Genomic DNA, 15,740 nt, shown 5'->3' with positions numbered 1-15,740 from the left:
TATATGCCTGTAACGTCACTTATAGTAGCTACATACAATTGGCCGGAAGCACTTAATTTATGCTTATTAAGCATTAAAAATCAAAGAGTACTTCCGGCTGAAGTTATCATTGCAGATGACGGATCAGGACAGGATACCAGATTATTAATTGAAAAATTCCAACTTAATTTTCCAGTCCCTTTGATTCATACCTGGCATGAAGATTCAGGGTTCAGAAAATCTATCAGCTTAAATACTGCCATTAAAAAGGCTCAAGGGAATTATATTGTTCAGGTAGATGGAGATGTTATCCTGGACCAGAATTTTATCAAGGACCATCAATCGCTTGCTGAAAAAGATGTTTTTGTGAGGGGTACGCGTGCTCATATTGCTCAAAAAATGTTGCCTGAAATTTATAGCACTGAAAAGATCAGCTTTAATTTTTTGTCTAAAGGGATAATTAACCGCTTTAATGCAATTCGTTTACCCTTGCTTGCATTTTTATTTGAGAAGAAAATAAAGAATTCAAATAGCGTAAGAGGAAGTAACTTAGCTTATTGGAAATCAGATTTTTTACTGATCAATGGATATAATAACGACCTTAAAGGCTGGGGACATGAAGATGAGGAACTTGCTGTAAGATTTATTAATAACGGGAAACTAAAGAAAGCAGTTAAATTCAAGGCTATTCAATTTCATTTGTCACATGGAGAAAGCTCGAGAACAAACGAACCAGTACATGCACAGGTGGTACAGAATACACTCCACAAAAAGATAAAAGCTTGTGATAATGGTATTGCACAGCTCTAATTCAATCAAATATGAATAGACCAGCACTTCCAGGTATTTCATTGATTGTTTCTACCTACAACTGGACTGAAGCTTTAGACCTATGCTTAATCAGCATTAGTAAACAACGCATACTGCCTGATGAAGTCATTATTGCGGATGATGGCTCTGCTGAGGAAACCAAAAACCTAATCACAAGACATCAGAAAAACTTTCCAGTCCCTTTAATTCATGTCTGGCAGCAGGATGACGGTTTTCAGCTCTCAAAAATCAGAAATAAAGCAATAGTTAAAGCTTCCAAACCCTATATCGTGCAGATTGATGGAGACCTTATCCTTGAAAAGGACTTTATTAGTGATCATATTAAATTCGCAAGACCCGGAAGTTTTGTTTCCGGAACCCGCGTGAATATGTCTTCTGCCTTATCAGCGAAATTAATCAAGGAAACTAATATTAAAGTCTCCGTTTTCTCTAAAGGAATAACCAATTTTTCGAATGGAATAAAGTTGCCCTTTCTTACCGATTTCCTTGCCGCCAGGTATAAAGCAGGTAATATTACTTATGTAAGGGGCTGTAACATGGCTTTCTGGAAAACGGACTTATTGAAGGTGAACGGATATAATGAAGCTATAGTAGGGTGGGGAAGAGAGGACAGTGAACTTGCTATCAGGCTTGTAAATGCTGGTATAAAGAAAAGGATTATTAAATTTGCCGCGATTACTTTTCATATTTATCATCCTGAGATAGACAGGACTCATTTATTAGTGAATGACGAAATTCTTAATCGTACTTTAAAAGATGCGATAAAAAGCTGTGACCTGGGCATTTCACAATACTATCAAGATTAATATCAAAAAATAAGTTTTTCATGGACAAAGTATCTATTGTTATCGTTACCTATAATGCAGTCCGGGATTTGCAAAACTGCCTGGACAGTATTAAAAAACAAACATACGCTCCATTGGAGGTCATTGTAGTTGATGGATTAAGCCAGGACGGAACAGTAGATATTCTGAAAAAAAATAGTGCTATAATAACGAAATGGATCAGTGAAAAGGATAATGGAATATATGATGCTATGAATAAGGCATTAAAAATGGTGACTGGAAATTGGATTTATTTTTTAGGTGCCGACGATCTCCTCTTACCCGATTTCTCCCCTATGTTAAATGGCCTTCAAGAAAAAAACGCTATATACTATGGAAGCGTACTGAAGGGCAAAGAAAAATATTTAGGCTACCTGAGCCCATATAACCAAGCCAAAATAGGGATCTGTCACCAATCTATGATCTACCCTAAAAGGGTTTTTGATAAATATCATTTCGACGAAAGATACCCCATCTCAGCAGACCATCATCTCAATATGAAATGCTGGGCTGACCCAGACTTTAAAATTCAGTTTGCCGATTTTGTAATTGCCGATTTCAACGAAACAGGTATATCTTCTTTATCAAAAGACGAACTCTTTGAGAAAGAAAAAAGTGGTCTGATGCTTAAATATTTTGGCTTCTCTATCTGGTCAAGATTTATGTTCAGAGAATTAAAATGGTGGTTATTTAATAGAGCTAATAAGTCTATTTCCAACTAAATCTGTAAGTTCCATCAGGATTATAAACTATTTTTGGAGGCATAGCCATAACTTTCATAGTAATCTTATTTTTTAATTTAAATAGGGGAACAAGCTTTGCGAAAAATTTTATAAAACGCATAAACCGAAAATAAGCTCTTGTATTTCCTATACTTAGTTCCCGTTGAATGACAGTACTGAGTTCCGCTATATATTCGTCCCTTTGATCTTTACTCTTTTGAATTCCACTTCTGAAACGGAATCCGGAAAGCAAAAGTTCCGTTGAATAAAGTTGATCATGTCTGAAGAACCTTAACCATAACTCAGCGTCACTAGCAAGAGAAAGATTTGTGTCTATATAAGCACCCGATTTTTCCCATAAACTACGTCTCCAGAAAACAGATTCCTGTTGAATATATTCACCATCCTGATCATACATTTTCCACTTCGACCACCTTTCATTAAACATATTAGTGCCATAAATAAACTCCCTGCCCTGCTCATCATAAAAGGTATTTTTTCCCATGATCCAGTTAATATCCGGGAAATCTTTAAAGAGTTCTGCTATAGTCATTAAGGATCTTCTATGATGCATATCATCAGAATTTATCCAACACATAATTTCACCCGTTGACCGCGCAAATCCTTTCTGCAAAGCATGGTATAAACCATTATCTTTTTCGCTTACCCAATAAGTTAAAAGGTGCTCATATTTTTTTATAATCTCTACCGAATGATCCGTACTACCACCATCAATAACAATATATTCCAGATTAGGATATCCCTGATTCAAAATCGAAGTTAGGGTATGCTCCAGATATGCTCCCTGGTTAAAAGATGGTGTTATTACAGTTATTTTAGGGTATTTCTCTAACATAATTTCAATGAAACTTCTATATTTCTTCAGTTAAAGGTCTGTTTAACTTGGCAAAGTTAGCAATTAATCGTCACAAGTGTAATCAGCCAATTAGATAGTTACACAGAAATGCGGGAATTAAAAATCATTATGTTTGATTACCATACCAAATCATTTATATTATTTTTCAAACGCCCGGTCCCATGATATTTAAAAAATCAGTAATTACAAAATATAACCTCTTCAGGAATAGATGTATTTTAAATGAACCAAAAAAAACATAATTCTAATCGGTTTGAATATCTTTTCACAAATTAAAGAAGTGAATTATGTAGCTTTGAAAACAATTATCAAATGGGTGCATTCAAACAAATCAGCCCATATCTCCATTTTTTCATAAAACCGTAGATTTAGTATTCGTGACAATACACTCAAATAAATTACTAAAAGATAGTAAAGGTTTAACTATTCTCATTTGCACTTACAATGGCTCTTCAAGACTACCTCAAACTCTTGCGCATCTCTCTGCCCAAATAGTAAGTACTACTATAAAATGGGAAATCATTGTGATAGATAATGCTTCAACAGACAACTCTTTAAGCATTGCCAGATCGGAGTGGGAGAAATATAATTTACCAGGTGTTCATTTTAATGCAATAACTGAGTCAAAGCCAGGAAAAATAAATGCATTGAAAGCAGGCTCTGCTTTAGCACAATTTGAATATCTTATCATTTGTGATGACGATAATTGGCTAGCTCCGGATTATGTTCAAAAAACCTATCATTTGCTCGAAGAAGATCCTACTATTGGAGCTGTGGGCGGGCAATCTATCATGGTAAACGATTCTGGGACATATCCGTCCTGGTTTGAGAATTATTCCGAGGGATATGCTATTGGAAAACAAGGAAGCATCATTGGAGACGTAACCTCATCAAGAGGTTATTTATGGGGGGCCGGATTAGGCACAAGAACAAATCTTTATAAGGATTTATTTAAATATTTCCCCTCATTGCTTGTCGGCCGGGAAGGGGAAAAGTTATCTGCCGGGGAAGATAGCGAATATTGTCAGCGGCTCATTTTAAGAGGTTATAAACTTATTTATGATCCAACACTAGTTTTTAATCATTATATACCCTCAAACAGATTAGAAGTAAGTTACAGAGAAGCATTATATGCAGGCTTTGCAGAATGCAGCATAATACTGGAAAAATATTATTTTCTTACTAAACTCAAACTACACTTAGATGCAGATGGGACAAATAAGTTCTTTGTCTTATTGCGCTCACTATTCAGAGCTATATTTATAAGTTCAAAAGAAAAGCGCAACCACGAAAAAAAAATAATCATGTATTTACTTCATTTTAAATTCAAAAAGGATCCAATTCTTCAGAAAATAATCGATTTTGAACGAAGAGATAACTTATAAAGTTATTTTAGGATGTAACAGACATGTGAGAGTTAATTAAAACATTATAGAACGTTATAATTATGATTAGAAAGATAAAAAGGATGCTCATAAAGCGGAAATTGAAATTAAATTTTAAGTATCAATATGATCAACTGCTTAACTTAGAAAAACAGAGTAAAAAGCGATTTATTCTTGATGAACGTAATTTTTTTCCATGTTTATATGATAATACACCCGAAACAGGTTTTGACAGACATTACGTTTACCATCCAGCCTGGGCCGCCAGAATTATTAAAAACAACAACCCGGCAAAACATATTGATATATCATCAACCCTTCATTTCTGCTCCATTTTATCAGCTTTCATTCCTGTCGACTTTTATGACTACAGACCTGCAGACCTACATTTATCGGATTTAAAATCACTAAGCGGAGACTTGATGAATTTACCTTTCAAGTCCGATTCAATTGAGTCGATCTCGTGCATGCACACCATAGAACATATAGGCTTAGGCAGATACGGAGACCCATTAGATTATGATGGGGATATCAAAGCAATTAATGAACTTAAAAGAGTTCTTGCAGCAAATGGAAGTTTATTTTTTGTAGTACCATTAGGGGCAAAAGATTTAATATGTTTTAATGCGCATCGAATATACACTAAAGAACAAGTTTTAAAACTGTTTTCAGATCTTGAACTCAAGGAATTTGCCTTTATACCTGAAGAAGGTAAAGATGGAGGTTTAATTGTAGACCCTGATCAACAATTGCTTGCGAGACAATTTTGTGGATGCGGTTGTTTTCATTTTATCAAAAAAATATCATCATGAAAATTATTCGTTTTTTAGGCGGGTTAGGTAACCAAATGTTCCAATATGCATGTTATAAAGCCCTAAGCAAGAAATTTCCAGATGTTAAAGCCGATTTAAATAGTTTTAATTTCGATACCGCACACAATGGCTACGAACTAGAAGATATTTTCCAATTAACCATAACCAAAGTTTCGCCATTTACAGGTGGTATCTATGATATAAAAAATAGAAAATGGATTTATCGAAAGATAAGAAGAGTGCTTAACTTAAAAAAGTATCATAAAGCCGAAGAAAAAGACTTCACATTTGATCCTGCAATTTTCTCTGATTCTAAATCAAGGTACTACTCAGGCTTCTGGCAAAATGAAGATTACTTTATTGATATTGCTGATGAGATAAGAAAAGATTTTAAATTCAGTGCATTAACAGCTCAACAAAACATTGATATCCTAAAAAAAATAGAACAAACAAACAGTGTTGGAGTACATGTAAGAAGAGGTGATTATGTTAATCATCCCGCATTTGGCGGACTTTGTGAGAAAAAATATTATGATCAGGCCATACAAATCGTACAATCAAGAACAAATGATGCAAAATTCTTTATATTCTCTAATGATATTGATTGGTGTGTTAAAAATTTGAATATTAACAATTGCGAATTTATTTCATGGAATAAAGGGACACAAAGTTACATTGACATGCAATTAATGAGTGCTTGCAAGCATAATATCATTGCAAACAGCAGCTTTAGCTGGTGGGCAGCATGGCTTAATAACAATCCGGAAAAGATCGTTATAGGCCCTGAAAAGTGGCTTCACGGAGATCAATACGATACTTCTACATTGTTGCCGGCAGGCTGGATAAAAATATAGATATCTGCCCCAAGTCTGTTCATAAAAAAGGCCCTGTCAAAAATCTTTTACAAGATTCATTAACAGGGCCTTTTGGTATATGTTATTTATAAACTTATAACTTTCTTTTTACTTCTACCTGTTCGTAAGCCTCAACGATATCACCAACTTCAATGTTATTAAAGTTCTGTATGTTCAGACCACATTCGTAACCTCTTGCTACTTCTTTCACATCATCTTTATAACGTTTCAGTGAAGCCAGTTCACCAGTGTAAACAACCACACCGTCTCTTACAATACGGATCTTACTGTTACGTGTAATCGTTCCATCCAATACCATACATCCGGCAATCGTTCCCACTTTCGTGATCTTGAAGGTATCTCTGATCTCAACGTTTGCAGTAATTTTCTCCTGGAATTCAGGAGCAAGCATACCTTCCATCGCAGCTTTGATCTCATTGATCGCATCATAGATAATTGAGTACAGACGAATATCGATTTGCTCAGCCTCAGCAAGCTTTCTTGCACCTGAAGAAGGACGAACCTGGAAACCGATGATAATCGCATCAGAAGCCGAAGCTAACAATACATCAGATTCTGAAATCTGACCTACCGCTTTACTGATGATATTAATCTGAATCTCTTCAGTAGATAGTTTCAGTAATGAATCGGCTAATGCCTCAATCGAACCATCCACGTCACCTTTAACAATCAGGTTAAGCTCTTTAAAGTTACCGATAGCTAAACGACGGCCAATCTCATCCAGCGTAATGTGTTTCTGTGTTCTCAAGCCCTGCTCACGCATTAATTGTAAACGTTTGTTTGCAATCTCTCTCGCTTCAGACTCATTCTCTACAGCATTGAATTTATCACCTGCTGTAGGTGCGCCCTGCATACCCAATACCTGTACCGGTACTGAAGGACCGGCTTGTTCTACTTTTTGTCCACGTTCGTTAAATAACGCTTTTACACGACCACTGTAGCTACCCGCTAAAATCGGATCACCTACTTTTAGAGTACCAGCCTGAACCAGTACCGTAGTCACAATACCACGTCCTTTATCTAAGGTCGCTTCAATTACACTACCAGTAGCACGTTTATTAGGATTAGCTGTTAATTCTAACAATTCAGCTTCTAATAATACTTTATCTAATAAAAGATCAACATTTAAGCCGCTTTTACCGGAGATTTCCTGAGACTGGAATTTACCACCCCAATCCTCTACTAAGATATTCATGATCGATAATTGCTCACGGATCTTATCAGAGTTTGCTCCCGGTTTATCAATTTTTGTGAAGGCGAATACCAAAGGAACCCCAGCTGCCTGAGCATGACTAATTGCTTCTTTAGTCTGAGGCATTACTGCATCATCCGCTGCAACAACAATAATTGCAATATCCGCTACTTTCGCACCACGTGCACGCATCGCTGTAAAGGCTTCGTGACCCGGTGTATCCAGGAAAGTTACTTTTTTACCAGTTGGTGTAGTTACCATATAAGCACCAATGTGCTGTGTAATACCACCTGCTTCACCAGCTACAACATTCGCTTTACGGATATAATCCAGTAAAGAGGTCTTACCATGATCGACGTGACCCATGATCGTAACTACCGGTGCTCTTGGTACTAAATCTTCAGGATTATCTGATTCTTCAATAATACTATCGCCTTCATCATCAGGTTTAACGAATTGTATTTCGTAACCAAACTCATCTGCAACGATCGTTAATGTTTCTGCATCCAAACGCTGATTGATCGAAACGAACATACCAAGACTCATACAAGTACCAATAATTTTGGTAACCGGTACATCCATCATGCTCGCTAATTCGTTTGCTGTAACAAATTCCGTTACTTTCAACACTTTAGACTGTAGTTCCTGTTCCATTGCAGCTTCTTCCGCAGAAAGAGCCACATCATCACGTTTACCACGACGCAGTTTTGCACGCTGTGCAAATTTACCAGATTTACCAGCTCCGCTTAAACGTGCAAGCGTTGCTTTAATCTGATCTTGTATTTCTTTTTCCGTAGGTTCTTCTTTAGAGCCCCCAGGTCCGCCTGGTTTGCTGTTTCTAAAGTTAGGCCTGTTGGCTGTATTGTTTGTATTGTTCCTGAAATCAGGTCTGTTGGTAAAAGTTGGTACGCCCGCAGGTTTTGCAGGTGTAGCAGGATTATTTCCTGCCTGCTGATTAGGCGCTGAAGGATTACCTCCCGATGACTGATTCTGTCCAGGTGCACCAGGAGTCTTTTTACGCTTGCGTTTCCTTTTCGCATCATTGCTGTCCGCTGAAGAAGCGACAGGTTGTGATTTACGTTCAGGTGTTGTCGGCAAGACAATTTTACCAATAATATTTGGTCCGGAAAGTTTTACAGAACGTGCTTTGATAACCTCAACTTCGTCAGGCTTATCTGCTTTCGGTGCAACAACTTCTTTAACCGGCTCTGCTTTAACAACAGGTGATTCCACAGGTTTTGGTTTTTCTTCTTTAACTTCTTCTTCCACAGCTTTAACTACTTCAGGTTTAATTTCAACAGGTTTAGCCTCAATAGGTTTTTCTACTGGCTTAACTTCCTCCTGAACTACCTTAGGTGCCTCCGGGATAACCGCTGCTGGTACAGGTGCTTCAACAGGAGCAGCCGGTATAACCGGAGCTTCCGCTTTTACAACTTCAGCAGCTGGAAGTTCTTCTTTTTTTGCAGGACGGGTCTTAGAGTTTAAATCGTCAAGATTAATTTTCCCTACAATTTTAACACCTTTCAATGTTCCTTCTTCAACCTTTTCAGGTTCCTTTTCCAATGCCGCTTCTTTTTCAGGAGCAGGGGCAGGAGATACTTCTTCCTTAGGTTTCTCAACTGTAGGAGGAGTATAGGAATGAAGGTTTTTGATTAAAATACCCTCGCTTTCGAATTCAACATTTTTTCTAGGTGCATCCGTAACTTTTTCAGTTACTTCAGGCTCATCACGACGAATTTTACCTATAACAATTTGATTGGCTTCTTCTTTTACGATTTTATCTCCCTGAAACTCTTTCAATAATGCATTATACATATCGCGGGAGAGTTTAGTAGTGGGTTTATTCTCAACAGAAAAGCCTTTCTTTTCTAAAAACTCAACGGCCGTAGCTATCCCTACGTTAAGTTCCTTAACTGCTTTGAATAAAATTATTGGTTTGTCGTCTGACATTGATATCCTATTTTTTCTTAATTCTTATACAAAAGTAACGTTTATTCTTGTTTTTTCTCATCAAGTCAACGCTTATTCAAATTCTGACTGTAATATACTGATAACTTCTTTAATAGTTTCTTCTTCCAGATCAGTTCTTTTCACTAATTCGTCTACTGACAGCGCTAGTACGCTTCTTGCTGTATCACAGCCAATTGATTTCAATTCATCGATAATCCAGCTATCGATTTCATCCGAGAATTCTTCGATATCCACATCTTCATCTTCTTCACCAGCTTCACGGTAAACATCAATTTCGTAACCAGTTAATTTACCGGCAAGCTTAATATTATGTCCACCACGGCCAATTGCAAGAGAAACCTGATCAGGCTTCAGGTAAACCGAAGCATGTTTAGTTACATCATCCAACTTGATTGATGTGATTTTAGCAGGACTCAAAGCCCTTGTGATATAAAGAGAAATATTATTAGTGAAATTGATTACATCAATATTCTCATTTTTAAGTTCTCTCACGATTCCATGGATACGTGAACCTTTCATACCAACACAAGCACCCACAGGGTCAATTCTGTCATCATAAGATTCCACTGCTACTTTAGCACGTTCTCCTGGCTCACGAACAATTTTCTTGATCGTAATTAAACCGTCGAAGATCTCAGGAACCTCAATTTCAAACAAACGCTGTAAAAACTCAGGAGCAATTCTTGAAATGATAATCTTTGGGGTGCTATTCATCATATCCACCTTTAAGATTACCGCACGTACAGTATCACCTTTTTTGAAATAATCTGCCGGTATCTGTTCAGTTTTAGGCATGATTAACTCATTTCCCTCATCATCCAGTACTAACGTTTCTTTTTTCCAAACCTGGTAAACTTCTCCCGTTACAATTTCTCCAACTCTGTCCTTATATTTCTTAAAGATCTCGTCTTTCTCTAATTCAAGTACTTTAGATACCAGTGTCTGACGTGCAGCTAAAATAGCTCTTCTTCCAAAACTCTCTAAAGTAATCTGCTCAATGTAGTCGTCTCCAACTTCCATATCTGCATCTAACTGTTTAACCTCAGCCAGTTCGATTTCAAGATCATCATCTTCAGAAAAGCCGTCTTCCATTACTTTTCTTGTACGCCAGATCTCTAAATCACCATTGTCGGGGTTAACAATTACATCACAATTCTCATCAGTACCATATTTCTTACGTAACATGCTACGAAATACTTCTTCCAGCACACTGATCACCGTAGGACGGTCGATGTTCTTGAACTCTTTGAATTCTTGAAATGAATCGATTAAATTAATATTGCTCATTTTTATTTAAATGAAATTAAAACCTTTGTTTCTATTATATTACTAAAGTCCAGACTGGTTTCAACCAATTGTGCTTTCTTTCCTTTTTCTTTTACTTTCGCTTCCATGGTGATCGACTGCTCATTGACATCCAGCAGCTTTCCTTCCATAATATCACCTCCGGTAACTTTAACACTCAATTCGCGTCCGATGTTTTTCTCATACTGTCTTTGAAGCTTTAAAGGTTCGCCAACACCAGGAGAAGAAACCTCCAGATTATATGCTTTCTCAATAGTATTTTCTTCTTCCAGATGAAATCCGACATGTCTGCTAATTGCAGCACAATCCTGAATACTGATGCCCTGATCACCATCCACATGAATGATTAACTTATTGCCAGGCAACAACTTCACCTCAACTAAAAATAACTCCGGTCTGTCCGAAATTTTTTCCTCTACTAATTCTGTTACTCTCTTCTCTACTTGCATAAACCAATTTGCGGATAAAAGAAAAGAGGGGACATCTGCCCCCTCTTGCCCCTCTATATCAGTGCAAAGGTAGGGATTTTATTTCAAAAATAAAAACAAATACCGCTTGTAAATCCATATGCCGTTTACCAGAACTAATTTAAAAAATTAAATAACAGCCTGAAACAGAAAATAAAAAAAAATAAAATGAAGACGAATTAAAGACTTAACGCTTTAGCACGACCTGCTGAGGCTTTACACTGTGATTTAGCCGGCCGCTGATTATCTTCTCCGTGCTGGCAAACTTCGCATTCATATAGGAGACGACTAAATAATTTTTTCCTGAAATAAATGATTCATCAGGCCTGAAAACCAAAGTACTGTCCGTTACTTCCAGTTTACCAGGTACATTATGTTCCATGCCGGTAGTATCCTCGTCAGCATTCGTCTCTAAAACAGTAATTAAATCAGCATGCGCAGTATCTACCCCGGGAATGTTTCTGATCAATCCTAAACCAGCAGGATCAATGTCTGAAAAGATAATTGCAGTGCTATCCGATGAAAACCGGATAGAAAGTGGCTTATTATTTGCTGAGGAACATGACATTAAATAAGCAATTCCAAACAGCACCGGAGCTAATTTTAATAAACGGCTGTACATTTTTTAAAACTAAACATTATGAAACTTATTATTGAAATTTTATTGATGGGTCTGGCTATGCTGCTGGGTTCCTATCTTGTTCCGGGCGTTCATATCGACGGGTTCGGTACTGCTATCATCGCTGCCGTGCTGATTGCACTGGCCAATGCGACTATTGGTTTTATTTTAAGATTGCTTACTTTCCCGATCAATTTTTTGACACTGGGCCTGATGTCTTTCATCATTACCGTGTTAATGATCTTATTAGTAGATAGTATGATGTCCGGATTTAATACTTCAGGCTTCTTTGCTGCTGCATTTCTGGCCATTGTAGTAGCTATAATCAAAGCTTTATTTGGTACGATTGCCGGTACTGATAACGATTAAAAAAAATAAAAGGCCATTTTCTACCTGGAAAATGGCCTTTTATTCAGATTTTATTTTTGATCAATTTGTTATCTTAATATCTCTCTTGAAATTACCATTTGCTGGATCTCAGAGGTACCTTCATAAATTTGTGTAATTTTTGCATCACGCATCAAACGCTCTACATGGTACTCTTTAACAAATCCATAACCACCATGCACTTGAACAGCCTCGACTGTCACATCCATAGCTACTTTAGAAGCATATAATTTGGCCATAGAACCTGCAAGTGTATAAGGTAAGCCCTGATCTTTTAACCAGGCAGCTTTATAAACCAGCATTCTTGCCGCTTCAATACTTGTAGCCATATCTGCTAATTTAAACGCAATCGCCTGATGTTCTGCAATTGGTTTACCGAATGATTTACGTTGTTTAGCATAAGCAAGTGCCAGTTCATATGCACCAGCAGCTATACCAAGCGCCTGAGCAGCAATACCAATACGGCCACCCTCTAAAGTTTTCATTGCAAATTTAAATCCGAATCCATCCTCACCAATTCTGTTTTCCTTAGGAACTTTTACATCATTGAACATAAGAGAATGCGTATCAGACCCCCGGATCCCCATTTTATTCTCTTTCGGACCGATGGTAAAGCCTTCCATTCCTTTTTCTACAATAAAAGCGTTGATTCCTTTATGCTTAAGATCAGGATGCGTCTGTGCAATAACCAGGTAAGTAGAAGCATTGCTTCCGTTGGTAATCCAGTTTTTTGTTCCGTTTAACAGATAATAATCACCTTTATCTTCGGCAGTGGTCTGCTGAGAGGTTGCATCAGAACCTGCTTCTGGCTCAGATAAACAAAATGCACCGATCTGTTGTCCTGAAGCTAAAGGTTTAAGATATTTTTCTTTTTGAAATTCAGAGCCATAAGCCTCTAAGCCATAGCAAACTAAAGAATTATTAACAGAAACCACAACTGAAGCCGAGGCATCAATTTTAGAAAGCTCTTCCATAACCAGTACGTATGAAACCGCATCTAATCCGCTTCCACCGAACTCTTCTGAAACCATCATTCCCAAAAAACCCAGTTCGCCAAGCTTTTTCACCTGCTCTGCCGGAAATTTTTGATGTTCATCTCTTTCAATTACACCAGGCTTTAATTCATGCTGCGCGAAATCCCTCGCAGCCTGCTGGATCATCAATTGTTCTTCACTTAGTTGAAATAGCATAATAATTATTTTTGGAAAATTACTTTTTGCCAAATTTAGTATTTCAAACTGAAAGATACTATGGTTGCATAGTATCTTTCAGAAAAATAATTATTTCAGAAGATGATTGTTATCATCAGGGAAGACCAGGATAGGCTTATACAATTTGGCTTCTTCAATAGGTAAAGAGCCATAAGAAATAATAATTAAAGTATCCCCAACCTGTACCTGCCTTGCAGCTGCACCATTTAAACAGACTGTACCTTTACCGCGCTCACCTTTAATCACATAGGTTTCAAATCTTGCCCCGTTATTATTATTGACAATCTGCACCTTTTCATTAGCAATGATATTCGCGGCATCCATCAGGTCCTCATCAATTGTGATGCTGCCCACATAGTTTAATTCCGCCTGTGTCACTCTGACACGGTGTATTTTCGATTTTAATATCTCGATAATCATGCTGTAAAGTTAGATAATATTATATTGATTCATTCTAATTCTTGTCAGTTCAGCATCATGTTATCAATCAGCCTGGTATCTCCGACTTTTGCTGCAACCAGCGCAACGAGATGCTGCGCTGCTTTATCTTTTTCAGGAAGAAGCGTCTCGCTGTTTGCAATAGTAAAATAATCGAGTTCTACTCCTTTTACACTTTGAATAATAGCTATGGCCTCTTTTAATAAATTTTCTATGCTTTCGGTTTGAAAATGATCTCTTACATAAATCAACGCCTTACTCAATACTAACGCATGCTCATGCTCTATAGCGGAAAGGTGAATATTTCTGGAACTCATAGCCAGCCCATCTTCTTCCCTGATAATCGGACAGGAAACAATTTTTAGCGGCAAATTGAAATGAGCAACCATGTTACGGATCATCAGCACCTGTTGAAAATCTTTCTGACCAAAAAATGCCACATCAGGATCAACGGCATCAAAAAGTTTCTTAACGATCTGCGTTACGCCCTGATAATGTCCTCTTCTGAACTCTCCTTCCAGCAGAAATTCTGCCGGTCCGAGGTCAATATGCCAATTTTCAGGCACAGGGTACATCTCTTTTACGGACGGCATGAACACATAATCACATCCCGCATCCTGCAACATTTCAATATCATGCTGGAGCGGCCTTGGATATTTTTCCAGGTCTTTAGGGTCAGTAAACTGCGTTGGATTCACGAAAATACTGCACACTACAACATCTGCATGTTGTTGAGCAATCTTGACCAGAGATACGTGTCCTTTATGCAAAGCACCCATTGTAGGCACTAATGCTATTTTTTGTTGAGCCAGTTTCAGTGGCTTCAGCAAGCTATTTAATCCTGCTATTGTATTTATAACTTCCAAACCGGGTTGTAAAATTTCAAAGTCCAAAGTTGGTTAATTATATAATCCCAACAAAACATCTAAGCAAGATATTGATAAATTTGAATAAATTGCTTACCTTTGCCCCTTGATTATCTTTTCTTTAACATAAATATTTATTCACAAATATGGAGATGGCAAAAACGAAGCTACTGATTGTTACACACGAGATGTCGCCTTTCCTGGAACTCACCAAAATTTCAGAGATTACCCGTCAATTACCTCAGGCTATGCAGGAAAAAGGATTTGAGATCCGTATTCTTATGCCAAGGTTCGGTAACATCAATGAACGGAGGAACAGGCTGCACGAAGTTATTCGTTTATCGGGAATGAACATCATGATTGATGACAATGACAACCCGCTTATTATCAAAGTCGCATCTATTCCAGCAGCCCGTATGCAGGTTTACTTCCTGGATAATGAAGATTATTTCCAGCGCAAGTATGTATTCAGAGATAAAGAAAACAAGTTTTATGCAGACAATGACGAAAGAACAATCTTCTTTTGTAAAGGCGCACTGGAAACTGTTAAAAAATTAGGCTGGGCACCGGACATTGTACATTGCCATGGCTGGATGACTTCACTGGTTCCTGTTTACATCAAAACTTCTTACAAAAACGACCCTACATTCAAGAACTCTAAAGTTGTTTATTCTGTTTATGAAAACTGCTTCACTGAAACTTTACATGCTGATTTGCATAAAAAAGCAGTGATGAACAACATGACAGCAGACGACACCAAAGTTTTCGAAAATGCAGACAGCAATACTTTGCATATTGGTGCAATTACTTACTCGGACGCTGTAGTTCTGGCTGATGAAAAAATTGATGCTGATGTGTTAAAATTTGTTAAAGATTCAAATAAGCCAACTTTAGCCTTTAATTTAACCGAAAATTTCGAGAACTTCTACGCTTTATATGAAGAAATCTCGAATGATGAATTGGTTTCAATAGCATAAAC

The 15,740-nt window shown here is 37.3% G+C and carries 16 protein-coding genes; 8 read left to right on the top strand and 8 right to left on the bottom strand.

Features of this window, described 5'->3' with window-relative positions:
- Positions 1 to 3: 3 nt before the first annotated feature.
- Genes AB3G38_RS17660 through AB3G38_RS17650 form a run of 3 tightly spaced genes read left to right on the top strand, consistent with a single transcriptional unit; the run spans position 4 to position 2,356 of the window.
- On the top strand, positions 4 to 789 hold the full coding sequence (locus tag AB3G38_RS17660) for a glycosyltransferase family 2 protein (RefSeq protein WP_367865136.1): 786 nt from the start codon (positions 4 to 6) through the stop codon (positions 787 to 789).
- Positions 790 to 800: 11 nt separating this feature from the next.
- Positions 801 to 1,616, top strand: coding sequence for a glycosyltransferase family 2 protein (locus AB3G38_RS17655; protein ID WP_367865135.1), 816 nt, complete (start codon positions 801 to 803; stop codon positions 1,614 to 1,616).
- Positions 1,617 to 1,636: 20 nt separating this feature from the next.
- Positions 1,637 to 2,356, top strand: a complete 720-nt coding sequence (locus tag AB3G38_RS17650; RefSeq protein ID WP_367865134.1) for a glycosyltransferase family 2 protein — start codon at positions 1,637 to 1,639, stop codon at positions 2,354 to 2,356.
- Here AB3G38_RS17650 and AB3G38_RS17645 read toward each other — a convergent pair.
- The gene (locus AB3G38_RS17645; protein ID WP_367865133.1) at positions 2,343 to 3,212 is read right to left on the bottom strand and encodes a glycosyltransferase family 2 protein; all 870 of its coding nucleotides are present in this window, start codon (positions 3,210 to 3,212) and stop codon (positions 2,343 to 2,345) included. The two genes, AB3G38_RS17650 and AB3G38_RS17645, sit on opposite strands and share 14 nt — an antisense overlap.
- 398 nt (positions 3,213 to 3,610) lie before the next feature.
- On the opposite strand from AB3G38_RS17645, the gene AB3G38_RS17640 reads away from it, so the two are divergent.
- The 3 genes from AB3G38_RS17640 (at position 3,611) to AB3G38_RS17630 (ending at position 6,284) form a co-directional block, all read left to right on the top strand.
- A complete protein-coding gene (locus tag AB3G38_RS17640) occupies positions 3,611 to 4,618 on the top strand; it encodes a glycosyltransferase (RefSeq protein ID WP_367865132.1) in 1,008 nt (335 codons plus the stop codon).
- A 62-nt stretch (positions 4,619 to 4,680) separates the two neighbouring features.
- A complete protein-coding gene (locus tag AB3G38_RS17635) occupies positions 4,681 to 5,430 on the top strand; it encodes a DUF268 domain-containing protein (RefSeq protein ID WP_367865131.1) in 750 nt (249 codons plus the stop codon).
- Positions 5,427 to 6,284, top strand: coding sequence for an alpha-1,2-fucosyltransferase (locus AB3G38_RS17630; protein WP_367865130.1), 858 nt, complete (start codon positions 5,427 to 5,429; stop codon positions 6,282 to 6,284). Before AB3G38_RS17635 ends, AB3G38_RS17630 begins: the two co-directional genes overlap by 4 nt.
- A 94-nt stretch (positions 6,285 to 6,378) precedes the next feature.
- On the opposite strand, the gene infB is transcribed toward AB3G38_RS17630, so the two are convergent.
- The 4 genes from infB to AB3G38_RS17610 form a co-directional block, all read right to left on the bottom strand.
- Positions 6,379 to 9,447, bottom strand: a complete 3,069-nt coding sequence (infB, locus tag AB3G38_RS17625; protein ID WP_367865129.1) for a translation initiation factor IF-2 — start codon at positions 9,445 to 9,447, stop codon at positions 6,379 to 6,381.
- Positions 9,448 to 9,519: 72 nt separating this feature from the next.
- Positions 9,520 to 10,755 (bottom strand): transcription termination factor NusA, encoded by a 1,236-nt coding sequence (gene nusA / locus AB3G38_RS17620; RefSeq protein ID WP_111635455.1) that lies wholly within the window; start codon positions 10,753 to 10,755, stop codon positions 9,520 to 9,522.
- A gap of 2 nt (positions 10,756 to 10,757) precedes the next feature.
- Positions 10,758 to 11,222: a ribosome assembly cofactor RimP gene (rimP, locus tag AB3G38_RS17615; RefSeq protein WP_367865128.1), complete on the bottom strand. Its 465-nt coding sequence runs from the start codon at positions 11,220 to 11,222 to the stop codon at positions 10,758 to 10,760.
- A gap of 205 nt (positions 11,223 to 11,427) precedes the next feature.
- Positions 11,428 to 11,862: a hypothetical protein gene (locus AB3G38_RS17610; protein WP_367865127.1), complete on the bottom strand. Its 435-nt coding sequence runs from the start codon at positions 11,860 to 11,862 to the stop codon at positions 11,428 to 11,430.
- A gap of 18 nt (positions 11,863 to 11,880) precedes the next feature.
- Between AB3G38_RS17610 and AB3G38_RS17605 the strand changes: the two genes are divergently transcribed.
- Positions 11,881 to 12,228 (top strand): phage holin family protein, encoded by a 348-nt coding sequence (locus AB3G38_RS17605; protein WP_111635458.1) that lies wholly within the window; start codon positions 11,881 to 11,883, stop codon positions 12,226 to 12,228.
- A 68-nt stretch (positions 12,229 to 12,296) separates the two neighbouring features.
- On the opposite strand, the gene AB3G38_RS17600 is transcribed toward AB3G38_RS17605, so the two are convergent.
- From AB3G38_RS17600 to panC, 3 genes are all read right to left on the bottom strand, one after another.
- A complete protein-coding gene (locus AB3G38_RS17600) occupies positions 12,297 to 13,436 on the bottom strand; it encodes an acyl-CoA dehydrogenase (RefSeq protein WP_367865126.1) in 1,140 nt (379 codons plus the stop codon).
- Positions 13,437 to 13,526: 90 nt separating this feature from the next.
- Positions 13,527 to 13,877 carry an aspartate 1-decarboxylase gene (gene panD / locus AB3G38_RS17595; protein ID WP_111635459.1) on the bottom strand — a complete coding sequence of 117 codons (351 nt, stop codon included), beginning with the start codon at positions 13,875 to 13,877 and terminating at the stop codon, positions 13,527 to 13,529.
- A 44-nt stretch (positions 13,878 to 13,921) separates the two neighbouring features.
- Entirely contained in the window at positions 13,922 to 14,788 is an 867-nt protein-coding gene (panC, locus tag AB3G38_RS17590; protein ID WP_367865125.1) for a pantoate--beta-alanine ligase, read from the bottom strand.
- A 125-nt stretch (positions 14,789 to 14,913) separates the two neighbouring features.
- On the opposite strand from panC, the gene AB3G38_RS17585 reads away from it, so the two are divergent.
- A complete protein-coding gene (locus AB3G38_RS17585) occupies positions 14,914 to 15,738 on the top strand; it encodes a glycogen/starch synthase (protein ID WP_367865124.1) in 825 nt (274 codons plus the stop codon).
- Positions 15,739 to 15,740 lie beyond the last annotated feature (2 nt).

Origin of the sequence: Pedobacter sp. WC2423 (assembly GCF_040822065.1) — a bacterium.
Lineage (GTDB): Bacteria > Bacteroidota > Bacteroidia > Sphingobacteriales > Sphingobacteriaceae > Pedobacter.
Note: the sequence above shows the minus strand (reverse complement) of the source record. Positions and strands in the feature narration are given on the sequence as shown.